Source organism: Candidatus Accumulibacter necessarius, assembly GCF_036625085.1.
The window spans coordinates 77,201-99,027 of record NZ_JAZKUM010000002.1 but is presented as its reverse complement, the minus strand read 5'-3'; the positions used below and the strand labels follow the sequence as shown (position 1 = coordinate 99,027).

Sequence of the window (21,827 nt, the reverse complement as noted above, 5' to 3'; positions counted from 1 at the left end):
CGGGCTCAAGATCGGCTCTGGTGGGCGGCAAGGTGACACTCCTGCCCACGCAGCACACGATCGGCGATGGCGTCCGGTTCCTGGCTTGCCAGCGCCTGGAGGCACTCGAGCAAGGGTTCCGCCCGCGCCTCGGTCACCTGCGCCCAGACACGCACCTTGTCCGCCAGATTCGCCAGTTGCGAGATCCCTGCCGCCCGCGTGCGCACCACGGGCAGGATGCGCCCTTCCAGCTTGGTTTCCGCCGCTCCCTCCAGCAGCCGCTCGATCGCCGCGCGGTCGACCTGGTGGCGGTCTTCATCGGCGACGGTCCAGCGCACGCGCACGAACGCGCCCGCGATGTCCTGCTGCGCGACGGCCGTGCGCAGGGCGTCGAGGTCGGGTTTGCCCTCGAACACGATATCGACAGTCCGGCACGCGGGCGTGGGCTCCAAGGTGAAACGCGCCTGGTCGGCGTCGATTTCCCAGAACAGAAACCCCTTGTCCCCTTCCTCGCCGTAATGAAACCGACCGATCGAGCCGGGATAGGCGATGCATTGCCGCCCTACCCTGCTTTCCTGCTCCCATGCCTGATGCCGGTGGATGTGCCCGAGCATGAAGGCCTGGGCCTCGGCACCGAACAGGGCACCGGTCGTGAACTCGTGATCGAAGCCGGCCATCGGCACGCCGTGCTCACTCACGCAGCCGAACACCGTGCCATGCGACACGCCGATGGTCGGCACGCCCTGCCGGCGGGCCGCGTGATGGGTCGGCGCGTAGCCGCGCAGCAGCAGGGCCAGGTGCTCGCCCACGGCCTGGGCAGCGTCCGCCGCACCGACCGTTGCGGCCACCACCGCCTTGTTCACCGTGGGGATGCAGGTAAACAGGGCACGAACACCGGCCGCCACCCCATCGAAGCACCAACCCGTTGAAGAAAGCCACTCGCCCCTGACCGTGAGAGCGACCTGCTCGATACGGCTAGCCACATGCACCGGATGCCGTCCGCCCAGCAGCCGGAAGATTGCCAGAGTGCCAGGAGGTTCGTGCGAGAACGTTCCTTGCAGCATCAGCACCGGGCAATGGTCGGCCAGTCGCCGCACCTGCGCGACCAGCCGTTCGGCGGCCGGGGCATGCAAGTCGAGGCCATGGTCGGTGGCATCGCCCGAGAGAACCGCCGCCTCCGCACCCAATGCGATGGCCCGGTCGATGGCAGCGCCGAAACAGCGGTCGGCCTCCGTCAGGTTCTTGGTGCCATAGTGCAGATCGGAGAAATGCGCGATGCGGATCATGCCGTCCTCCCGCGCGAGGCCAGTTGCATCTCGCTCTCGATCTTGTCGAGGTAGCCCTGCGGATCGTTGCCGTAGCGCTCGAGTTCATTCCAGGCCTGGGCGCGGCCGCTCGGGTTGATCTTCCAGCCCCGTCCCCAGCGCCGGTCGGCGTAGGTCTGGTACCGTTCCGGCACGATCCCGTAAGCCTGCACGCGGGCCATCAGTTGCTCGAAGCTGGGACGGCCGTCGCGCAACGGCGGCTCCTCGCCGAATGCAGCGTCGGCAACCGTCATCGCCTCGACATCGGCGGCATCCGCCTGCAACGATTCGGCACGGGCTGCTGCCGGGCTACCTTGAAGTACCTGCGTCGCCAGTTGCGCCTGCACCAGGGCCGTCTCGGTGTCCTCGTTGTCGCGCAGCAACGCCGTCACATCCACCGGCGCCTCCAGATCGATGATCCACTGCGGCACGCGCACCGCCCTCCCTTGCTCATCGATGTGGGCCACCTCCATCATTTTTTTCGTGAGGTAGAAAGGCGTGCGTTGCCGGTCGAGGAAACCCGAGATGCGCCCGCCGCGCAGGAAGGCCACGGTCTCGAACTTCTGGATCGCGGCGTTCATCGCGTAGAAGCTGTTGGTATGCAGTTCGAAGGCGCTGATCGACCGGATGCCGGGGATGAAGAACAGGAAGCGCCCGGTCAGGTTGCACTGACGATGCTGGTACTCGCGGCAGGCCTCCGGTTCGCAGAGACCGCCGTTGTCCTCGCGGATCATGGTCTTGCGCCCCCCGAAGAGGCGGATCGTGCGCCGGCCCGTCTCGTCGACCGGCACTGGGGCATGGCACATGCAGTGGCGCACCCGGCCATCAGCCGAGTATTGCGACCAGTAGTGCTTTTCGTGAGCACCCCAGGCCGCCAACTCGTGTGGCATCACGGTCTGCCAGTAGTCGGAGGGGAACACCACCGGGAAGCGGTACAGGCGTCGGCCTTCGCCCCGGTCCTCGCCATAGGCGTCCAGAATGTCCCGGGCGATTTCGGGATTGGGAAAGTCCTGGGCCCGCACGGTGAACCACGGCACGTTGCGCGGCACCAGCGGCGTCTTGAGGTTGGGCAGGGCTTCGGCGATGGCGCGCTCGATCTGCTCGAAGGACTGGCCCGCGGCCACCCCCTGCTCGTAGATCGCCTTCGCCTTGGGCTCACCGGCGGCCTTCTTGGTGAGCACTTTGATGCCGGCGCGGATTTTGCCGCCGGTGGGAATGCGGGCGGGGCCTTGCCCCAGCAGGGTCGGCGCGACCGTTGCGCCGCCCTGTACGGCGATGACGGGGTGTGCGTTGGGATGGGCCATAACGGCTCTCCTCCATGAACGTCGGGACATTCCGACAATTCATGCTCTCGCGACTTTCCCGCGCATCAACCCCTGCGGAAACACCTACGGCTGATGCATGCCGCTTGGGCGAAAGCAGCCTCAGGTAAAATATCGGCATGACCCGCTCCGAACTCATCCTCCTGCTCGCTGAGCGCTTTCCGCAACTCGTGCAGAAGGATGCCGAGATGGCAGCGGCAGAGATTCTCGGGGCCATCCATGCAGCGTTGGTTAACGGTGACCGCGTTGAAATTCGCGGATTCGGCAGCTTCAGCCTGAATTACCGTTCGTCCCGCCAGGCACGCAATCCGAAAACTGGTGAGCCGGTCGCGGTATCGGCGAAATGGGTTCCCTCATTCAAGGCCGGGAAGGAACTGCGTGAGCGGGTGATGGTGATGGCGACGACTTCTCCCTGCGGAATCGCATTGACCACTCAACCGCATCGACATTGACCAGGCGGTATCACTTCATTGAACACTTTTGAGTAGACGACCTCTCGTGCCATTCGATCCTGCGCAATGGAACGGCAGCTTACTGAGCACGAACAAAGCTTAAGCGAAGCCGTGATTCAGCCGGCGCGCACCTAGCGACAGGGGAGGATTGCAGCACAAAACAGGCGTTTGAAAACATTACGGAGCCCGGTGGGGCAGCACTACGGGCTCACACAATTTACAACTCAACTCTGATCTTGGTCATTCATTACGCCCGAAACGGGATAGCAATCCACAGTCGTTAGGACGGTCAAACCCAGAACTGCCCTCTAGGTATGTCGTAACCAGCCGTCCAACAGACGAGACGACATCTTTGTCGGCACAGATGAATCCGATGGGGAGGCTGACAGGGTAAGAATCAGGCAATGAGACGTGATAAACGACAACCACAAACTCGCCCTCGAAGTGCATCACCTCGACATTCCCGCCAAGGAAGCCCTCAATCAAACCATGAACCTTGTCGGTGTTAGGGTCGAACTCCCATTTCCCCTGGCGGGCAGTCTTCTGGTCATCTGGTCCGGAGACAGGCAAATAGATGGTCGGCGAATAGAGCCTCTTCTCTTTCGTGCTTGCCATGCTGAGAATCTCGCTGACTCTCACCTGGAGATTGCTGCTCTTTCCCCAATACGGGTCGCTGGGTGCAAGCCAAAGGAAAGGGGTTTGCCCCACGTCCGCCTTGCTTTCTCTCCTTGCCTTGATGATGGGAGCCAGGTGTTTCTGGAGCAATTCCCAATTTGCCGACGAATATATCGGACCGAGAAAGGTTGTTCTCTTCTTCTGGCTATTGGCTTCCAGCTTCGCCAGGTCTTCGAAGAATTGCAGACTGACGGAACTGCCCTTCGAGTCGAAGAGCTTCAACGTCTCGCCGTCCCCAATGTCGAGCATCGCTTTCGCAATCTCCCCAAAATTGCTGGGTCTTCCCAAGCGGTCAAGCTCCAACGAGATTCGCTCATGCACGTAGTCTGAACTTTTGAGCCTCTCGAAATCTTCCCGCTCGACGCTTCTGCCATCCGCGTCGACCTTGAACTGGACCGGCAGTCTGACAGGCATCTGCTTAATCTTGTTCACCGAATTGACGGTGTAGACAGTCGGCGAATCCTTTTCATCCTGAGTCAGCGACCTGGAAAGAAATCCCTTCTGCAGGATTTCATGGAACTGACGCTGGAAATGCTTTTCCACCTGCATCTCGCTGCAAGATGCGTTTTCGTCGTCAACCTTGATTGAAAGACCCGCTTTCCATTTTTCGGACGAGTTGTCTTTCCCAAGGCATGAGAAGGTTGCGAGGTCGAAAGACAAGTAAGCCGTGCTGTCTCGAAGCATCGACAGACGTGGAACCTCACCAAGCTCGGTGAAGTAACCGCTGGATTTCTCCGTAAGCGTCAGACGCCCATTTTCAGATAGCGTAAGTTCGCCGCGTTCGACGAGATCATCAATTGCTTCTTGAACCTCCTTGCGTGTAAAACCGAAGAAGGTAGCAACCTGCGACATCGACATCGGCGCCAAGTGGATCAGGCGAAGAACGAATTCCCGAACAAATGGCAGCCCCTTTTGGGTGATGTACGAGAAGTTGATGTTGAAACGTTGCGCCGGCAACAGGAAGTCAATCTCGTGATAAATCGTTGTGTTTTCCAATGTCGTCACCTTAGCGGCTCTTTTGCGCGGACATGAGCTTGTAGCCGGCGTCCTCGCCCATATCGCTCATGTAGGACACCACTTGTCCGAGAGGCTTGTCTTTGTTGTGGGTCTTCCACATCTCTGCGTTGCCGATAACCAGCAACCTATCCATTGCACGGGACATCGCGACGTTTATTCGATTGGGTGTACGCAGGAATCCTGGACTCCTCTGCTTGTCGGAACGCGTCAGACTCAGGATGATGATTCGGTTTTCTTTACCTTGGTAGCTATCGACAGTGTCGATTTTCACCAATGCCTTGAAGCCGTCGCTCCAAATCCCTTGGTTGAATTTCTGCCGAATCAAACGCTTTTGTTCGGCATACATGCAGATGACACCGATCAGCGCATCATCTTTGTCCTTGAGATTGGAAAGGTCGGTCAGGAATTGACCGCTCTCGGAAATCTGCTTGAGGAGATCAATGACCTGCTCTGCCTCACAACGGTTGTAAATACTGACGCCACGGTCGCTCTGGTGATTGGCATGATCGCCATGCGATGACGTGTCGAGCCAAGTTACGGGTGAACGAAGCGTGTTCGGAGCACCCCGATAGATATCGGGAATAGCCCGATCTCCATTGTTCAGCTTGCCCTCGTAAAAGGTCTTGGAAACCAGATTGCCGATGGGGGGCGCCATCCGATACTGAGTGAGCAGCGTGGCGCTCGTTTGCTTCCCATATTCAGAATTGAAAGCTCGCGCAAAGTCGCTTCGCAATACTTCATCAAGCTCGGTGTGCTTGTCGTTGATACCAAGTCGGCGAGCCAGAGCCGCTTTGTGTGCATCGGAATACAGGGGAGGCAATTGCAAATGGTCGCCGACCAGCAGGACGCGTTTCGCCGACTGCATTGCAATCGCCAGTTCGCTGGATATCGAACGAGCCGCCTCATCAATGATTACGAAATCATAGATGTTGTCGTGAATCCCGATATGCCCTTGTCCGATACCGACGCATGTGCCGGTAACCAGTTGTCTCGACCGGGCGTAGAACTCGTCGCAATTGACCCTTTCCGCCGACAGAGCATCCTGGATGTCTCGGGATATCCTAGCCAACGCCCGAACCCTTCTGGCTTCATTTGGTCGGACGCCATACTCGGAGCAGAGATTGGAAAGCAGGATGGATTTCGCTTCCGAAACCTTGCTTTCCTGAGGAAGAGCAATTCCGTAATCCACGTGGAGTTTGGTGCGGATAGTCTCATCCAATTCGACCACGATCGGTTTGAGGGCTTTGATATCGTCCTCGTCATCAATGTTCTCGAAGCTCTTGAGCTGGGATTCGAGATGGTCAATTTGCTTGAATAGCCTTCAACTCCGCATCGACGACCTTGGAGATGAATTCAGCGTCGAGACCCAGCGCATCCGGATAGAGTGCTGCACACGGTAGCGGTATTCGGCATTAAACAATTCGCGCCTTTCGGCAGTGATGGCATGGGAATAGACGTCTTTCAGACCATGCGAAACCGCCCCTTCTCGGTTGCTGAACCTGACGACTTCCAGTGAAGTCCCCAACCTTCCGCAGTGCTTCCTTATCCGCTCTGCAGCCGTGTTGACCGCCTCGTGAGATTGGCTGACCAGCAGAATTCTTCGCACATCCAGTTTTTCGACGAGAAAGTGGACGAATGCGGCAATGAACTCCGTCTTCCCTGTTCCAGGCGGTCCTTGCAAAAGCGGACAGAGGTCCGTAGTTCAGCAGTTTGGTGAAAGCCTCCCGCTGTTGCTCGTTGAGGCTAATCTTGTTTCCGTGCTGGTCTTCGCGGTCGTATCTGGCGAAGTCCTCGTCAGTGACCGCAATGTTGTAGGCCGTCGCATCCTTGTTGCAGGCGGGGTCGAACAAATCGAGGAGTTCTGGCAAGACCCCTTCCCTATCAAGCAGCCTTTCAAGAGCTGCCTTCCGTTTGCGGTATGAAGCTCTGTCTTGTTTCGTCCGGAAGAAAACGGGGTCTCCATCCTTCAGACCGTAGGCAGAACTACGGACTTTATTCAGTCTGACCTCGTTCAACGCCGATTTTTTTGAGCAAGACTTCTCCGATGACTTTCTCCGCCCCATCCTGGTCGACGAGAAGAGCCTCAACTTCATCCGTGCTTGCGAAAGCACCAAGCGGATCGATGTCCGCGTCGTATGGAAGTATCAGTTCGGAATCGGTGTCCGATGGTTTAATCGAGGCGCCATTCAACTCGATGTTCGGGCTTGACTCGGTCTCCGTGGCGAGGATTGCCCGCCAAAGCGCCTGTGTCGAAATATCGAACGAAATATCCGAACGCTCTTCCCCAATGGAAACTGCTCAGCCCTTTCGAACACATCTTGAGTTGCTGGCTCAACCCCGATTCATCAATTTCTGGCGGAACCATCTGAAGCATCTCGATAGCGCGATGAAACGCGTCATCATCGCGAAGATGCTCAGACAAACCTGAAAATTGAGCGGGTCGTCCTGGTTTGATGCGAATTGCCGTGCTGATTTCGAATTGGCTTTCCTCTGCCACCCTGAAATTGACATCAGATCTGACCCGAGGGGGCTAATGCTCCGACAAAGCATCGCTGCTCCTTGTCGTAGAAGGCGACAGAACGTTCCTCCAATGCCAGCAAAGGTCACCAGTAGGACATTCTCACCCTTCTTGGACGCTTCAACCTTGACGTAGAGATGCCCGTTATCGGGCAAAATCGTCGCCTGCTCATCTAACATTGGTAGTGTGTTATCTCGACAAATTGCTGCTCCTGCACCTTTGTCAGAGGTCGTCAGCGCTTTTTGAAGCGTCCCAAATCCTTGAAACCGAACTCGATCGTCATCAATTCCGACTGAACCACTCCGAGATTCTCGGATAGGTATTGGACTCCTCGCCCCACTCCAATCCGAGCAACTCGCAAGACATTCGGAGCACCGCAAAGATGTCACGCTGTTCGGATGAACTTCCGTCGATATTCTCGGGGCTATATCGATGGTTTCTGGACTCAGCGGTGTTGTGGGAAAAGTCAGGAATATCTATCAGATACACATTCCCGTTTTCCCTATCCAGCATCACGTTGCCAGGGATGAAGGTCGCCATGGGAAATACCGAGTCCATGAAGATGCTCGACGGCATCCGTCAGTTTCTCGATCACGCCCTAGTTTGTCCGCATCATCAATTGAGTGCATCAGCCCACGTCGTCCCATCAACGACGTCGGTCACCAGATACATGCTGCTGGACCTTGATGCCAGCCCGTATTCATGAATTCGTGGCAGGTAAGTGGGATTGACTGCGGCCAGCTTGTCCAACCGCTTCAAAAATGAAGGACGCGGAAATTGCTTACCGAATCATCCCCTTTGCCGCCCACGTTCAACCAAGCTTTAACGAGCCTTCCCTCCCGAGACATAGACCTCTTTATCATCGTCGAAACCAGAAACTCGCCATCTTCTGGAAACTGCCGAGTAGTGATTTATCGGATGCCGATAGGCTTCCAGTTCGCTAATCGTCGAACGTTGGTATCGACTCGCCTTGCGGTTCTGCAACGCTTCAGAGCATCGAAGAATGCCGATGCATCCTTGAATTTCCCTGTCACTGCATCAAGTAGAACTCCTGCGTACCATTCACTGCTTGAAAGCATCTCGTTCTGAATGTTCTCCAAGCTCTTCGGAGACATTCTTTGAGCCATCAGCAGATGCCAAGACACAAGCCCAAGGGCATGAACGTCCTGCTGGAACGGGCTCGATGTTGAAGCCGTCCAGCATCTCCTTCACCTCGACAGCCCCACCGAAAGACTGCTCCGATAATCGCCGACCGTTCCAATTGGTTGGTGGTAAGCGGAGATGAAGTTCGAGAGCGCAATTTCCTTGGACGGCGACAGCCACAGACTATGGTCTGCAATGTCTCGGTGGGCAATTTTGATCCGTGCAGGTCACCGAACTTCGCAAGGAGTAGCTTCGTGAGGTTCAGTCGGTCGGTCTGGGCAAAGTGACTGACCGTACTTGCCCACGAATTCGTTGAACCGTACATGTCCGGGAGGTAGTTCATATACCTCGCTGTACTGGGATGTAACCTCATCCTTTTCGAAACTTGTCAGCGAGCGAAGGCAGTGGTTGTACAGGTCACGATTCTGGTGGTTGATGAACTGCAACACCTCCCGCTCGCGGGATACGATTTCAGCCCTGCCCTGCGGGGTAAAGCCTTATTGCCTTGGTTCTTGAAGTTCCAAACCCGCAGCAGTGCCTCGGTACCTTTCGATATTTCCGAACTTGCTAAATACTCTTTGTAAACGGCATTCGGATGCTCAAAAATTTCCTCAACTGCTGTGTATCCTCCAATTTTCAGTGCTTTCGGTGCTGTATTGCCACTCAGAAAGTTCTCGTCAAAGACCGGAAATCCTGATTCAGAACTTGCGAATCGGGATGCGGACGAAAGTGCTTCGTTGAACACCTTTGTCCGCAAACCGCTAGAAAGTCCTTCAGGGACATCGTGTGACTGAAGTTCAACCTCGGGAAGCTGACTGAAATCAGCATTCCCCGTCATCACGACAAAGAATTCGACTCGCGGGGTGTACTTCTTGTTTGTAAATCGAGATGAGTAAGCCGTTTTAAGCTTGTTATCTAGCGTGTATTGCTTGCTTCTCGTGACGCTGACTGGCGAACGCCCCATGTTCTTGTCGCCTTTGAACCAAATGTCGCCGTTTGCTGTGACAGGCGCATGATTCCAGTCCTTCAGCTCAACGATGATGACATTGCAGTGAGTCACGATTACCAGATCAAACTCACCCTCCTTGCCCTTGGAATCGACGAATCTGAACCCCGCATATCCTTTCCACGGGAACATGCCGTTTTGCGCGTCCGAGCTTGTTTTGAAGCTGATCTCGAAGTGAACCGCCTCTTGCTTGGGACTTTTCAGTCAGGCTGGCTATCCGAGAACGCCGCCTTGATTTTGTTGATTGCCTCGATCTCTTGTTCTTGTAGTCCGCCGTCCCAAATTTCGATTTCCAAGGTGCTTCCTTTTATCCCATTACCGAATTAATCGATCTGCCGGAGGGATTTTACATGCCAAACGGCTGCCTCGTCCGCGCGCTTCTTCACCCAGCAAACCTCCCTGCCACTATCAGCAATTAGCGACAATGCAGACCTATTCCTCGATGTGCACCAGAAGCGGCTTTGGTCGATCAGCTCGCAGACGACGACAGCGGTTCAACGGCAGCTTCTAAATCAGCCCGCGACGCCCCTTCAGTGAGACCCTTCCGCACTTTTCAAGGACGGCATCGGCTGATCCGTCCGCCATACCCAGGCATCCTGTTTGGCCGCCGCAGTCGCTTTCTCTTTCACCGCCCGCTCCTTCGGGTCCATGAAAGCGCTGACCACATGCAGCGGCACCGGCGCCGGCCCGGCATCCAGCAGCAAGGCATTCGGAAAGGCCGCCGCGCTCCGAGCGTCATAGCGCAGCGGCTTGACGAAGCGGCGGTGCTGGACGACCAGGGCGTCGATCAGGGGCAATTCATGCACGCCCTCGATGGGAATCCAGTGCTCGCTCGTCAACATCAGGCTCGCCGCATCGATCTCGTAGGTGTATTCACGGCGGGCGCGGATCAGTGCCGCCAGGATGAGGCGGACCGGGTGGCCGGTATCGGCATCGCGCGCCTCGAACAGCGGAGCGAACACCCGCTCGATCCGCTCCCAACTCCGGCCGGCGATCAGCAGCGGCGCATCCGGCATGTGCCGAATCCAGACCCGGCGGCCCTGGCTCGTCACCTCGCTCGCCTTGAACTCGCCGATCACGATGGCCAGGGCGTCTGCCCGTCCTTGGGGCGCAGCACGGCCAGTTTCTCGCGCCGGCGCTGTGCCGCCTCGGCCTTGGCGCTCTCGCTGAAAGGTTCGGGCACATACAGGCGCTCGGCCAGCGGCACGCCCTTGACCATGATCTCCTCGGCGGCCTCCAGCAGGTACTTGCGTAGCACGCCCTGGTTGCGTTTGCCCGCCATCGCCGGGCTCCAGCGGTTGAAGCCCGCGCGCTCGAACAGGAAATGCATCAAGGCCCGCAACGTCATCTGCCGCCGCGGCACGCCGATCTCCGCCACCTCCTGGGGTTCGCCGCGCGGCACGCCGCGCCCGAGCACCCGTGTCCAGGGGAAATCCACCCGCAATTCGACCCGGCCCGGTTCCGACTCCAGCACCGCTTCACCGACCAGTTCGCCCAGTCCGGACTGCTGGACCTCCGGCTCGTAGGAGGGGCAGCCCGGATGGTGGGCGCTGCCGCTGTCCGGCATGCGCTTGACCACGAACTGTCGGTGCAATGCCACGTACATCTCCACGCCGCCCGGCACGCACAGGCATCTCGGCCGCTCGGGTGTCTCGTAGACATGGGCGAGCGCCTCCTGCAATTGTGGATCGTCCGCGCCGATCACGCGGCCCTTGATGGCGAAGCGTTGGGAGTCCATGGCGAGCTCAAATCAACTCATCGAGCAGTTCCGCCAGCGTCGGCTTGGGCCGGGGCAAGAGCTCCCGCACCGCGCTGCGCTCGCCGATGCCCAGGATCGCGCCCACCTGATCCTCGTCGGCCCCGCGCTCATACATCCGCGATATCACGGTGAGGCGCGCCGACTGGGTGCTCAACCCCTTGAGTTCGGCGTAACGGAACAACTTGCGGTAGATCTCCAGCAGCGCCCGGCAGACGTAGCGGTTCTGCCCCGGCTCGCCATTGTTGGGCGTGATCTTGTAGGGCTCGCCGCTCGGGGAAAGGAATAGTCGGCTACCCGGGTCCAAGCCACGGTAGACATCCGGCCCACCCAGGCCATGTCCGCCGGCGAGACGCTCGCGGAAATAGGCGGCCAGCGCATCGTCGAGCCGGCTGCTGCTGAAGTACAGTGGCCGGAGTTTGCCGTTGATCGCCGCGTCGGCGCGCAACTCCGATTCCCTGCACACGCTGCCGTCGGCATGCAGGTAGTCGCGCACCTCGATCCGGGCGATCTCGAGTGGGCGCAGGCCCGTGGCGAACAGCATGTAGTACAGGGCCAGGTCGTGCCAGGTGCGGCTGGTGCGGCCCTTGATGCGCACCGCGCCCTGGGCCACCTCCGGCGCCGACAATACCCGCGCCGGACGGGCGCCTGCCGGCGGCTGGGGCTCGAAGCCTTCCAGCGCGACCAGGATGGCGTCCCGATGCAGGCGCAGCCGCCGCACGAAAGCCGCGCCTTCTTCCTTGAGTCCATCCACGCCCACCACCTGGGTGAGTTGGACCGCGACGGACTTGATGCGCCGCTCGACCGCCGTGCGTGAGACGCCGAAGCGCACGGCCACCGCCTCGTAGGTCTCACCGCCAATGACGGCACGGAGCATCTCAACCGATTGCAATGCGTTCTCGTGGTGCTTGTCGATCTCCTGGTTGTCTTGCATGACTTGCTTCTCCCATCATCTCTCGATCGTCATGAGCCCGAATGTTCGAGCGCCGACGCACCCTTCGCCAGGCGAAAACGCCGGGAAAGGCGCGGGATTTCGTCATCAGGCCGAGCGCGCCGCCGTCGCCGAAGAACTGGCCGGCCGGACCGATGAGCGCAGGCGCGACGCACGTGGCGGGTCGGCGCCGACCCGGTCGATACGCGAACGACGCCGCCGTTCCGAGCCGAACCGGTCCCCGCTCATCGCCATGCCCGTCACCCGGGCTGGCCTTGCTGCGCGATCCAGCGGCGGATGTCTTCCGCGCGCCAGACGGTCACCCGCTCCGAGAGCTTGACCGGCTCGGGAAAGGTGCGCGCCTGGATGCGCCGCCAGAGCGTCGATTTGGAGATGGGAACGAAGGCCAGCACCTGGGGCTGGCGCAGGAAGCCGGTCTCGGGCAACGTCAGGGTCGAAACCGGAGCGGCAGGCGTAGTCGGAAGAGCGCTGGAAGCCGCCACCTTCGCGGCGGTACGGGTACGGATGTTGGGCATGATCGGGCCTCGTCACGGCGGGTGCCGATAAAGGACATGACCTGCTCTGTTGCGGCCGCGCTAGGTCAGGATGGCGCGGGCCGATAGGGAACGCAGAACTCGACGACATGCCGCCGGCGCCCCGGTCGCGCGGCATGGAAGGATGAGCAAGAAAGTGACTCCCACCGCATGACGGCCAAGGGCGTCCGGGTCGGGAAAGATCAGCCGATCCGCACCTGCACCGCGCAGCACGCGCGACAGCGGATCGTCGGGCAACAGGCAGGTATCGACTGCGACGCCGCCACGAGAGCGGTGCGGGTACCCACGGGGTCAGGTCAGCCTGACGACATGGAACCTGTCGATACGATATTGAGGCCGTGGGCCGACGCAAGACGTTCCGGGACGTACCTGCCTCAATAGGCCGCGTCCGCCAGCGATTGGAGATGGCACGGGTGCCGAAACCATTCCAGCACGCCGTGATCAAGGTCGCGGTCCAGAAGTCGGATCGCTGACGAAGCCGATCCGGCTCGAACCCGCCATGGCGGCTAGGGCCATGATGTGAGCCAGGGTCTCGCAGGGGCGCCACGGTATCCGACCGCGGGGAGAGCGTCCGGAGGGTTTCGCGCACGAACTTCGGCCGGGCGGTCCATTTCCCCCCATGGATGGGAATATTGCTATTTCGAGCGGCTGCCCAAGTAATCACAACAGTTCCGCACGACCGTCATAACGAATGCCCGATCGTCAGACCCCAGTTCGGAAATCCATGCGCCAAAGGTCGCCGCTTCGCTGGCCTCTTCGGGCCCTTCCTTCGATAACAGGTCGCCCGCAGAGCATTGGAGCGCCACCGCAAGCCTGTCCAGCGTCGGCAGGGACGGCAAATGAGCTCCGCGCTCGATGCGCGAGATGGTTTCGGCATCGACGCCGACCCGCTCCGCGACCATCTCCTGTGTCCATCCCAGCTGTTTGCGCCGCCCGGATAGGTTGCCCCCCAGTCGCTTCGCCAGACGGGCGGAGTCTTTCTTCTTGACCGCCATCGTGTTGTCCTTTCACTCAACAAGAATGACGGTCACTGGACTATCGAAACAGGGGTTCTTATGTGGTTTTGGTTATCATCATCGAAAGGGTTGTTGATATGGCGGGGCGACGAATGACAAACGGGGTGGCATGATCGGGATTGCGGCAATCGACGCTAATCACCCATCTGAAGGCACCGTAGCTTTCGCAGGGCTTCCAGGCTAGCAGCCATCGTACAGCGGCGGTGCTCCAGGGCTCCGTCGAAACGACGGCCTCCGTCGCCGTCCGACCCGGGCTTGTCCGCGCCATCCGCGTACGCCCACGGCGACGGCCTCTTGCCGGCTTCCTTCGCTACGGCTTCGCCACTGCGCGCGTCCATGGCGTTCATCCGCCGCCGCAGCCCCATCGCAAAGTTCCGTGCGCCATTGGCGACGTCGCGCACCTGCCGTTTGAGAGTTGCACGCTGGACGTCCACCGCCTGGGTGGTGATCACTTCGTGAATCTCCAGGGTCTGCAGCAACGGCATCAGTTGGTCGAGTTTGCCCAGCACCTCCAGGAAGCGTCGCCCGATCGACGACAGCACATGGACGTCCACATCCAGGGGCACGGTGTCGTAGGTTGCCGTGCTGGTGATGCCATGCGCTTTGAATAGCGCTTCGGCGCCGTCGATGGCGTGGTTGAGGTTTGCGGTCACGGCGTCCATCTGGGCTCGGATGGTGTCCTCGATCTTGGCGACGTCCTCGTGTTCGAGCCGCGTGCGGGCGATCACCGAGATGAAGTGGGTGTTGAGCTGCAGCGTGTTGAACAGCCGCGCAAAGAAGCGCTTGCCCTCGGCGCTGGTGAAACGCGTCGGCATCTTCAGGCTGGCCGCCTCGACGCGCCGGAAATCGGCCTTGGCCTCCTTGGCGAGGATGCGGGCGTTGACGCCCCCCTGGTCCACCTTGACGATCTGGATCTCCGACATGCCGTGCTCCTCGAAATACCGCGTTCGGGCCGATCATCCGCGCCGGCATACGCATTCGCCACTGGAAATGGCCGTGGCCTGAGGGGGCTTTCGGCATCGGGACCGATTCGGACTGGTTTTCGGGATTGACCTGGCCATCCGGTGGCACTACCTTGACGTCATGCAGCAGCTGGCCCTGCATTCAAACAAGGCAAGCCCTGGAGTTTTCTGTCTGTCGCGTATGCCATCGGCTTTGCCGCTGCCGCGTGCGCCGATCTTGCCGGCACCGATATGGGTGCCTGTCGCACCCATGCCATCGAGGCAAGTTTTCGAGGCAGGGGCGAGGCGCTTCCGTGCTTCCGTAAGCGCCCCTCCCCCGAAAGCCTTCCTCGATCGGTAGCTGGCACACCGATCACGGCGGTTCTCACCGCCCGTTCAAGCCAGCCCTGGAGCTTCTTCCCATAGCGCCGTTCCGCCCGTAGCGGGCCGGCCGTTTCTCACCCCACGGGGGCATATGCCCCCAGTCGTGGTGCGCGTTGCCTCCAATTTTTCCTGGAGCCAACGATGCTGAATCAGAGCGTATCCCCCCGAGTTCCCCGTCCCACGCCCGTGGGCCCGTTTTGCCGCCGATTCTTCCCTCTTTCGCGGCCACCTCGCGTCACCGTCCGGCGGCGATCCCCGATCGTGCAGCCCTGGACGCTTTGCTCGACGGCGAGGATGCGCCCGTCGAATGGAGCGAGGAAGACATCGTCTTCCTGCATTGGCGCTTGCTGCAGGAGGTCAGCCATCTGGCCGACCCCGCAACGCCGCTGGAAGAGAAGTTCGACACCCTGCGCTGGGTGTTCAGCGAACGCGAGAAGGACGGCCTGCCGTTCTCCTTCGTGAGTTGCCTGCGCGTCGTCGGCTGCAGCCCGCTGTCGCCGATCGCTTACTGCGGTCGGGTCGACGCGGAGGAAGTGCGCGACCGCATCCGCCACAACCTGAAGGCCTGGTTCAACGCCACGCTCGAGCGCTACCCCGACTGGGTGCGCGACGCCGTCGTCCACAACCCCGAATGGGTCGAGGCCCGGCTCGCCAAGAACCCCCAGTGGATCAACGAGCAAATCAAGCGGATGGCGGTGCAGGGCGACCTGTTCGCCTGATGCCGTCTCCCATTTTTCGGGCTTGTCGCCAACGCGAAGGCCCTCCCCTTTCAAGGAGTCGTCATGACCACTTTCAAGGATGTCCTGTGCCTGCTGGCGATCTTCGTCGCCTACGGCATCGTCGGACGCCTGGATTATGAAGACGCGGTAGGGCTGGAACAGATCATCAAGGAACGGCATCACGCCGACTGTCTGATGACGACGCCAGCCGACCGCGAAGCCCTGGCGCGGATCAACGATCTGCCCTTCGATCCATCCACCCGCCGCACGGACGCAGGCGCGCCCGAAGACGGGCAGCCTGCACGCCGCGCGTGCTGTGAGGAGGCCGCCATGCACACCCAAACGCGCATCGCGCACGACGCCCCGTCCCTGCTGACCGTCCAGGCGCCGGAAGACATCGAGTTCCTGGTCAAGGAAAGCGAAGTCCTCACCGGCCGGGCCGGCCGCACCTTCGTCATCGCCGGCGCCGACTGGCTGGCCTACCGGGTGCATTGGCATCCGATCGGCCTGAAGGTCGAGCGGCTCGATGCCGAGGGCCGGGTCCTGAGCACCCAGCACCTGCTGCCCCGGGAGTTCCTCGGGCACAGCCTGATCGAGGCCCTGGCCGCCGGGCAGTTGTTCACCCCGCCGGTCCGCCGTCGTCGGCTGACCGATCGTTCTTTCCCCCTTGGCGGGTCCGTCCCGCCAGGGCCGGGTTCCGCCTGCACTCATGGAGCACATCATGCAGATACAGGTTCGAATCAACGAGGAAGGCGCGCTGCGCAACCAGCGCTATGCCTTCACCGACCGCTTCACGCTCGTCTCCGAGCTGTTGCAGAACGCCCGCCGTGCCGGGGCGATGCGCATCGAGATCCATTACGACGCCACCGCCCAGGTGCTGCGGGTGGAAGACGATGGCCGAGGCCTCGACGACTTCCAAAAGCTCCTGAGCTTCCACGAGTCGGGCTGGGATGCGGCCACCAGTGCCGAGGAGCGCCCTTTCGGGGTGGGCTTCTCGAAGTGCCTGTATGCCGCCACGCGCTGCATCGTCGCCTCAAAGCATCAGCGGGTCGATATCGACACCGCGGCGGCGCTGGCCAAGGCGTCCATCGAGGTGGAGCCCATCACCGAAGCCGTTGCCGGCACACGGATCGAGTTGCACGGCGTTGACCTGCCCGACCTGGGCAATCGCATCGAGAGCTTGTGCCTGGGTTTTCCGGTGGAGGTGCTGTTCAACGGCAAGCCGCTGTTGCGGCGCTTTGCCGCCGCGCACCTGGCGACGATGGCCAGCCCGATGGGCACGGTCCACCTCACCGGTACGCGGGACGGCAAGTTCAGCTACAACACCATGGTCTTCCTGCAGGGCTTCTGCGTCATGAAGCCCAACTACTGCCCGTTCGACGAGGTCAATGTCGTGCACCTGGATTCGCGCCAGTTCATGGCGCGCCTGCCGGATCGCGACAAGTTGATCGACGAGGACGTACAAAGAAAGCGGATCGATACCGAGTTGAAGGCCTGCTGGCGGCAGACGCTGGAGGTCGCCAAGACCCAGCTTTCGCCCGAACGCTTCGTCGCAATCTATTACGCGGCGATGCGCGCCTGGGGTCATGTGGATCTGCTGAACGACCTCGACGTGCTGCCCGCCGAATTGTTCGACGAGATCGTCGACTATCCGATCCAGGACGACGACCGAAGCTATGTCCGGCAAGTTGCCGTAGCCCCCACCCGCCAAGCCGTCGAAAGCGGCGCGGTGACCCTGGTCTCCCTCGACTGGTTGGACGACGACAACGCGGCGCGCTGGATGTTGGCCCGGGCCAAGGGCTATCTGGTCTTCGACTGGATCGGCCTGAGCTCCGAGCACTGGGCATGGCGCCACGTGCGTTTTCTGGACCAGGAAACGGTGCAGGTCGAAGCGGTGTCCGAACAGGTCCGCGTCCAGTTGGAAGGACGCTGGGTGTGGCCCACCGTGATCCTGTGCGAGGCCGTGCGCCTGCGCGCCGGCAAGGAAGGTCGTCGAAGTCACCGACAAGGGTGTCTGCCACCATGGATGTCTTGTACATCCCGGCCGGCGAGACCTCCGGCGAACCGGTGCGGCAGGCCTCGTCCTTCATCGACGAGAACGACCAGTTCCTCGCTTCGGACCTGGACGCGGACCGCGACGCGCTGGCGGACCTCATCCGTCGCCTGCGTTCGGTCGATCCGGTGCAGACGCTGGACTCGCTGCTGCAGGAATTGCGGCTGGGCAGGTATCCCCTGCTGCACGGCAAGGCCTTCCAGGTCACCGTGGGGGTGGGTGCTGCGCCCGGCCATTCGGTGGCCCTGGTTGCCGAAGCGGGTTCTGCCAACACGGGAGCTTGCCATGCAGGATCGTGAGTACGCGGCCCGCATCGAAGCGGTCAAGCAGCGTGCCCATGGCCGGTGGACGGAAATCCTGGCGAGCTTGGGCGTGGATGAACGCATCCTCAAGCGGCGCAACCTGCCTTGCCCGTTGTGCGGTGGCACGGATCGGTTCCAGTACACCGACAAGTTCGGCGAGGGGAACTACCACTGCCGCCAGTGCGGCCCGGGTGGCGGCTTCAAGTTGCTGCAAGCCGTCATGGGCGTGGACTTCAACACCGCGCTGCGTGACGTCGAGCGCTGCCTGGGGATGATGCCGGTGACGGCACCGTCCCGAAGCTGCGAGCCTTCGGCCGAGCGCATGAAGAAGCTGGCCCAGCGCATCTGGAACGAGGCCCGGCCGGTGACGGTGGGCGACGAAGTCGATCGCTACCTGAGCGGACGGGGTCTCGCCCTGCCGGTGTACCCGAAGGTGCTGCGCTTCCACCCTGCCCTCGGCTATTACCAGAAGGAAGCCGCCGGCAAGTCACGCAAGGTGGCCGAGTACCCGGCGATGCTGGCCTGCATTCAGGGTGCCGACGGCCACGCCGTGACGCTGCACCGGACCTATCTTCGGGACGGCGGCAAGCTCGCGGCGCTCGATGCGAAGAAGGTGCTCTCGGCCGGGATCAACGGCGCCGCGGTCCGCTTGTTCGATGCGACCGAGGAACTGGCGATCAGCGAAGGTATCGAGACCGGCCTCGCCTTGCATCTGGCGACCGGCAAACCGGTCTGGGCCGGGCTCAACGCCGGCAACCTGGAGAAGCTGTGGCTGCCGGACACGGTGCGCAAGGTCTGCATCTATGCCGACAACGACGCCGATGGCGACTTCGCCGGCCAGGCCTTCGCCTTCGCGCTGGCGCGCCGGTTGAAGCGGGAAGAGAAAAATAGCGGTCGGCGGCAGGTGCGGGTGTTCCTGCCCAAGCATGCCGGCACCGATTGGGCCGATGTCTGGCGCCAACGCCTGGAAGCCCAGGCGCCGCGTGCGGCATGAATGTTTGATGAAGGGTGCGGCCGGTCGGCTGCACCCGCCTTTTCAGCGGCACTGCATCAGGCGGTGACGGTGAAAAGGCCCCTTTGTTTGCCCCACTGGTAGTTGTCACACCAGGCGGCGCCCCACGGCGCCGCGAAGACAGCCCTGGAGTTCCGGCGCGATTTCTCGCGCCCTTTCTGGACCGGCAACCGCCGGTCCGTCATCGACCCTGGCGGGGATGCGCTTCCCCCGAGGGGTGATGCCGTCTCCGCTTTTCTTTTCCGACAAGGAGATTGCTATGAAAAACGGACGTTCTCTCGTCAGCCTGGCCCAGGAACTGGAGCGCCAGCTGCATTCGAAGAAGGACTTGATCGTGCCGTCGACGCTGGTGCGTCATGCCACCGACGATCTGGGGGCACTCGACTCGTCATCGAGGAAGGCGGCAGCCCGGTGCACTACGGCGTCACGCCCCTGGCGCGTCGCCAGTTGGCGGACAAGCTGAAAATCCCGTATGCCTATTTCGAGCGCATGCGCGAAGACCAGCCGGCCCTGCTCGACCGCAATGTGAACACCTGGCTGCAGAGCGAGGAAGAGCGGCGCATGCTGCGCACCCTGGACGGTCAGGTGCGCGCCGTGTTGTCGGATCGCTACCGCCGCCTGGACAACTTCGACCTGGCCGAGAGCGTGCTGCCCATCCTGCAGCAACTGCCCGAGGTACGCTTCGAGTCGGTCGAACTGACCGAGACGAAGATGTACCTGAAGTGCATCACGCCACGCCTGAAGTACGAGATGGCGCCCGGCGATGTGGTGCAGGCCGGGGTCGTGATCTCGAACTCGGAGGTCGGCCAGGGGACGCTGTCGGTGCAGCCGCTGCTGTTCCGGCTGGTGTGCAGCAATGGCTTGATCGCTGCCGACCGCTCGCTGCGCAAGACCCACGTGGGACGCGCGCTCGGTGGCGAGGATGAACGCATCCAGGTCTACCAGGACGACACCTTGCGCGCCGACGACAAGGCCTTCTTCCTCAAGGTGCGCGACGTGGTGCAGGCGGCAGTGTCGGAAGCGACCTTCCGCCAGACGGCGCAGAAGATGCAGAAGACGCTCAACATCCCGCTGGTGGGCGACCCGGTGAAGACGGTCGAGGTGCTGGCCCAGCGCTACACGCTGAACGACAACGAGCGCGCCGGCGTGCTGCGCCATCTGATCGCCGAAGGCCAGTTGTCGGGCTACGGCCTGGTCAATGCGGTGACGCATTACAGCCAGGAGGTCGAGGACTACGACCGCGCGACGGAGTTCGAAGCACTGGGCGGCCGGCTGATCGACTTGCCGGCCCATGAGTGGAAAGGGTTGGCGGAAGCGGCCTGATCCAGAAAATCGCTGAAAGCCGGCCGGGGTATCTGCCCCGGCCCGGCCTTCAGCCATTCCAATACCATTATACCGAGGGCGCGCTACCCCGGCATCAGATCGAGTGGCAGCGGCCCCTCCACCGGCGCAGCAGGCCGGCGATCGCGCTGAGTAGCCGCGTCGGCTTCGCCGCCGGTCTTGGTCTGATTCGTTGGAATCGTCGCCCCTCAAACTATGCCTTTTAGATATGCCGAACGATCCTCCCTGCGGCGGCTATTCCCCAAGCAACAGCTTCTGTCGGACCTTACGTGTGGCAAAAGGATCGCCCTCCAGATTTTTGAACAAATGTCCCTGCCATAACACAATACCAATGACTATGCTGCTTTTTATTGCCATAACCCAATCATCATGACGGGTCGCTCATAAAACTTTCCGCCTTCGATGCTCAGACACCCGTTTCAGCAGGACTAACTGGAGAACATGACCATGAGTCGCGTGACGCTTACCGATGTCGAATGGATCAACCTGAATGTGCTCGTCGTCATTCGCGCCGGTCTCCAGTATGACCCCGCTTCGACCTGCTGCAGGTACGGGCTCAATACGGCGCAAGCCAACCATCTTCGAGAACTGAGCCTCGACGAGTTGTGGTCCTTGGTGATCCACGTCGGCGACACGACCCTGTTCCCACCGCGCGCCGACCTGGTGACGTTGCTGAGCGCGCCGCGAGCGTTGGCAGGCCCCATGGCGCTCGTCCATCCGCCCATGCCGATGGAAAGCCGGCGGTAGGAACCACGACCCATGCCGACCCGCGGCGACCGGCACCTGCGCGCCATGCAACTGGCGAAGCAGTTGGCGGCGCTCGGCGCACGGCTGAAGACGATCCACCTCATCACCGGCATCCCGCCGCGCCAGGTGCAGAGCCTCTTCTTCCCCGATGCCCGCACCATCCCGCGCGGACGCGCCCCCGATTCGGCCGAGTGGTACCACGGCGCCAACCTCATTCTGCGTACCGACGCCTGCCTCATTGGCGCCAGGTACCGCCAGTTGCGCAACCAGGGACTCGCGGCCGGCGAAGCCCTGGTCTTCGCCTACCGCGCCTACCAGGCCGCCACGCTCCCGCCTTACCGCATCAGCCTGGACCGGGCCTTCAACCTCGTCTCCTATATCGACGGCATCTGGCTGGCCAACGCACCGGCGCTGTCCGTGCTGACCTGCCCCGGGTGTGGCTGCGAGTTCATTGCCGCGGTCGGCACCGTGGCGCACCCTGGCGAACCTTGCCCCTTCTGCAAGCTGCTGGAACGCTTTCACCTGGACCATCGCATCCAAGCGTCTTACCCGGCTCGCCCCGCCCTCGACATGACCGAGCGCCAACTGGGCATGCTGGCGCTCTTTCACAAGCTTAGCCCCGAGGCCGAAGGCGATAGCCCCTCGGAATAGGTCC

General features: G+C 61.3%; 20 protein-coding genes and 2 pseudogenes. 10 read left to right on the top strand and 12 right to left on the bottom strand.

Features of this window, described 5'->3' with window-relative positions:
* Window positions 1-5 precede the first annotated feature (5 nt).
* Together V5B44_RS04680 and V5B44_RS04675 are read right to left on the bottom strand one after the other, a co-directional pair.
* Window positions 6-1,262 (bottom strand): metallophosphoesterase family protein, encoded by a 1,257-nt coding sequence (locus tag V5B44_RS04680; protein WP_434735414.1) that lies wholly within the window; start codon window positions 1,260-1,262, stop codon window positions 6-8.
* A complete protein-coding gene (locus V5B44_RS04675; protein WP_332357972.1) occupies window positions 1,262-2,587 on the bottom strand; it encodes a hypothetical protein in 1,326 nt (441 codons plus the stop codon). Before V5B44_RS04675 ends, V5B44_RS04680 begins: the two co-directional genes overlap by 1 nt.
* A gap of 137 nt (window positions 2,588-2,724) precedes the next feature.
* Between V5B44_RS04675 and V5B44_RS04670 the strand changes: the two genes are divergently transcribed.
* Window positions 2,725-3,057 carry an integration host factor subunit beta gene (locus tag V5B44_RS04670; protein WP_332357971.1) on the top strand — a complete coding sequence of 111 codons (333 nt, stop codon included), beginning with the start codon at window positions 2,725-2,727 and terminating at the stop codon, window positions 3,055-3,057.
* 240 nt (window positions 3,058-3,297) lie between these two features.
* On the opposite strand, the gene V5B44_RS04665 is transcribed toward V5B44_RS04670, so the two are convergent.
* From V5B44_RS04665 to V5B44_RS04655, 3 genes are all read right to left on the bottom strand, one after another.
* Window positions 3,298-4,728: a hypothetical protein gene (locus V5B44_RS04665; protein WP_332357970.1), complete on the bottom strand. Its 1,431-nt coding sequence runs from the start codon at window positions 4,726-4,728 to the stop codon at window positions 3,298-3,300.
* 10 nt (window positions 4,729-4,738) lie between these two features.
* Window positions 4,739-5,938 carry a DEAD/DEAH box helicase gene (locus V5B44_RS04660; RefSeq protein ID WP_332357969.1) on the bottom strand — a complete coding sequence of 400 codons (1,200 nt, stop codon included), beginning with the start codon at window positions 5,936-5,938 and terminating at the stop codon, window positions 4,739-4,741.
* A 132-nt stretch (window positions 5,939-6,070) separates the two neighbouring features.
* Window positions 6,071-6,430, bottom strand: coding sequence for an AAA domain-containing protein (locus V5B44_RS04655; protein WP_332357968.1), 360 nt, complete (start codon window positions 6,428-6,430; stop codon window positions 6,071-6,073).
* On the opposite strand from V5B44_RS04655, the gene V5B44_RS04650 reads away from it, so the two are divergent.
* A complete protein-coding gene (locus V5B44_RS04650; protein ID WP_332358578.1) occupies window positions 6,393-6,671 on the top strand; it encodes a hypothetical protein in 279 nt (92 codons plus the stop codon). The two genes, V5B44_RS04655 and V5B44_RS04650, sit on opposite strands and share 38 nt — an antisense overlap.
* 248 nt (window positions 6,672-6,919) lie before the next feature.
* On the opposite strand, the gene V5B44_RS04645 is transcribed toward V5B44_RS04650, so the two are convergent.
* Window positions 6,920-7,246 (bottom strand): hypothetical protein, encoded by a 327-nt coding sequence (locus V5B44_RS04645; protein ID WP_332357967.1) that lies wholly within the window; start codon window positions 7,244-7,246, stop codon window positions 6,920-6,922.
* A gap of 577 nt (window positions 7,247-7,823) precedes the next feature.
* Here V5B44_RS04645 and V5B44_RS04640 point away from each other — a divergent pair.
* Window positions 7,824-7,973 (top strand): hypothetical protein, encoded by a 150-nt coding sequence (locus V5B44_RS04640; RefSeq protein ID WP_332357966.1) that lies wholly within the window; start codon window positions 7,824-7,826, stop codon window positions 7,971-7,973.
* An 825-nt stretch (window positions 7,974-8,798) separates the two neighbouring features.
* On the opposite strand, the gene V5B44_RS04635 is transcribed toward V5B44_RS04640, so the two are convergent.
* From V5B44_RS04635 to V5B44_RS04610, 6 genes and pseudogenes are all read right to left on the bottom strand, one after another.
* Complete coding sequence (locus V5B44_RS04635) at window positions 8,799-9,548, bottom strand: nuclease-related domain-containing protein (protein WP_332357965.1); 750 nt, start codon at window positions 9,546-9,548, stop codon at window positions 8,799-8,801.
* 398 nt (window positions 9,549-9,946) lie between these two features.
* A pseudogene (locus tag V5B44_RS04630) lies at window positions 9,947-11,154 on the bottom strand (DUF1173 family protein).
* A 7-nt stretch (window positions 11,155-11,161) separates the two neighbouring features.
* A complete protein-coding gene (locus V5B44_RS04625) occupies window positions 11,162-12,106 on the bottom strand; it encodes a site-specific integrase (protein WP_332357964.1) in 945 nt (314 codons plus the stop codon).
* Between the two features lie 257 nt (window positions 12,107-12,363).
* Window positions 12,364-12,639, bottom strand: coding sequence for a helix-turn-helix transcriptional regulator (locus V5B44_RS04620; RefSeq protein WP_332357963.1), 276 nt, complete (start codon window positions 12,637-12,639; stop codon window positions 12,364-12,366).
* 653 nt (window positions 12,640-13,292) lie between these two features.
* Window positions 13,293-13,652: a helix-turn-helix domain-containing protein gene (locus tag V5B44_RS04615; protein WP_332357962.1), complete on the bottom strand. Its 360-nt coding sequence runs from the start codon at window positions 13,650-13,652 to the stop codon at window positions 13,293-13,295.
* Window positions 13,653-13,807: 155 nt separating this feature from the next.
* Complete coding sequence (locus V5B44_RS04610; RefSeq protein WP_332357961.1) at window positions 13,808-14,596, bottom strand: DUF1845 domain-containing protein; 789 nt, start codon at window positions 14,594-14,596, stop codon at window positions 13,808-13,810.
* Window positions 14,597-15,195: 599 nt separating this feature from the next.
* Between V5B44_RS04610 and V5B44_RS04605 the strand changes: the two genes are divergently transcribed.
* The 7 genes and pseudogenes from V5B44_RS04605 (at window position 15,196) to V5B44_RS04575 (ending at window position 21,823) form a co-directional block, all read left to right on the top strand.
* Window positions 15,196-15,717: a hypothetical protein gene (locus V5B44_RS04605; protein WP_332357960.1), complete on the top strand. Its 522-nt coding sequence runs from the start codon at window positions 15,196-15,198 to the stop codon at window positions 15,715-15,717.
* 709 nt (window positions 15,718-16,426) lie between these two features.
* A pseudogene (locus tag V5B44_RS04600) lies at window positions 16,427-16,708 on the top strand (ATP-binding protein); the annotation flags it as partial.
* A gap of 1,347 nt (window positions 16,709-18,055) precedes the next feature.
* Window positions 18,056-19,066 (top strand): DUF7146 domain-containing protein, encoded by a 1,011-nt coding sequence (locus tag V5B44_RS04595; protein WP_332358553.1) that lies wholly within the window; start codon window positions 18,056-18,058, stop codon window positions 19,064-19,066.
* Window positions 19,067-19,343: 277 nt separating this feature from the next.
* Window positions 19,344-19,547: a hypothetical protein gene (locus tag V5B44_RS04590; protein ID WP_332357959.1), complete on the top strand. Its 204-nt coding sequence runs from the start codon at window positions 19,344-19,346 to the stop codon at window positions 19,545-19,547.
* On the top strand, window positions 19,496-20,407 hold the full coding sequence (locus V5B44_RS04585; protein WP_332357958.1) for a DUF932 domain-containing protein: 912 nt from the start codon (window positions 19,496-19,498) through the stop codon (window positions 20,405-20,407). The genes V5B44_RS04590 and V5B44_RS04585 overlap by 52 nt, the downstream gene beginning before the upstream one ends.
* Before the next feature lie 465 nt (window positions 20,408-20,872).
* Entirely contained in the window at window positions 20,873-21,172 is a 300-nt protein-coding gene (locus V5B44_RS04580; RefSeq protein WP_332357957.1) for a hypothetical protein, read from the top strand.
* Window positions 21,173-21,184: 12 nt separating this feature from the next.
* Window positions 21,185-21,823 carry a FlhC family transcriptional regulator gene (locus V5B44_RS04575; RefSeq protein WP_313951102.1) on the top strand — a complete coding sequence of 213 codons (639 nt, stop codon included), beginning with the start codon at window positions 21,185-21,187 and terminating at the stop codon, window positions 21,821-21,823.
* Window positions 21,824-21,827 lie beyond the last annotated feature (4 nt).

Coding starts and splice junctions, on each gene's coding strand:
- V5B44_RS04610 (WP_332357961.1), bottom strand. CDS start 14,596: ATGTCGGAGATCCAGATCGTCAAGGTGGACCAGGGGGGCGTCAACGCC.
- V5B44_RS04640 (WP_332357966.1), top strand. CDS start 7,824: ATGAAGATGCTCGACGGCATCCGTCAGTTTCTCGATCACGCCCTAGTT.
- V5B44_RS04595 (WP_332358553.1), top strand. CDS start 18,056: ATGCAGGATCGTGAGTACGCGGCCCGCATCGAAGCGGTCAAGCAGCGT.
- V5B44_RS04620 (WP_332357963.1), bottom strand. CDS start 12,639: ATGCCCAACATCCGTACCCGTACCGCCGCGAAGGTGGCGGCTTCCAGC.
- V5B44_RS04580 (WP_332357957.1), top strand. CDS start 20,873: ATGAGTCGCGTGACGCTTACCGATGTCGAATGGATCAACCTGAATGTG.
- V5B44_RS04670 (WP_332357971.1), top strand. CDS start 2,725: ATGACCCGCTCCGAACTCATCCTCCTGCTCGCTGAGCGCTTTCCGCAA.
- V5B44_RS04615 (WP_332357962.1), bottom strand. CDS start 13,652: ATGGCGGTCAAGAAGAAAGACTCCGCCCGTCTGGCGAAGCGACTGGGG.
- V5B44_RS04575 (WP_313951102.1), top strand. CDS start 21,185: ATGCCGACCCGCGGCGACCGGCACCTGCGCGCCATGCAACTGGCGAAG.
- V5B44_RS04635 (WP_332357965.1), bottom strand. CDS start 9,548: ATGTTCCCGTGGAAAGGATATGCGGGGTTCAGATTCGTCGATTCCAAG.
- V5B44_RS04590 (WP_332357959.1), top strand. CDS start 19,344: ATGAAAAACGGACGTTCTCTCGTCAGCCTGGCCCAGGAACTGGAGCGC.
- V5B44_RS04650 (WP_332358578.1), top strand. CDS start 6,393: ATGAACTCCGTCTTCCCTGTTCCAGGCGGTCCTTGCAAAAGCGGACAG.
- V5B44_RS04625 (WP_332357964.1), bottom strand. CDS start 12,106: ATGCAAGACAACCAGGAGATCGACAAGCACCACGAGAACGCATTGCAA.
- V5B44_RS04675 (WP_332357972.1), bottom strand. CDS start 2,587: ATGGCCCATCCCAACGCACACCCCGTCATCGCCGTACAGGGCGGCGCA.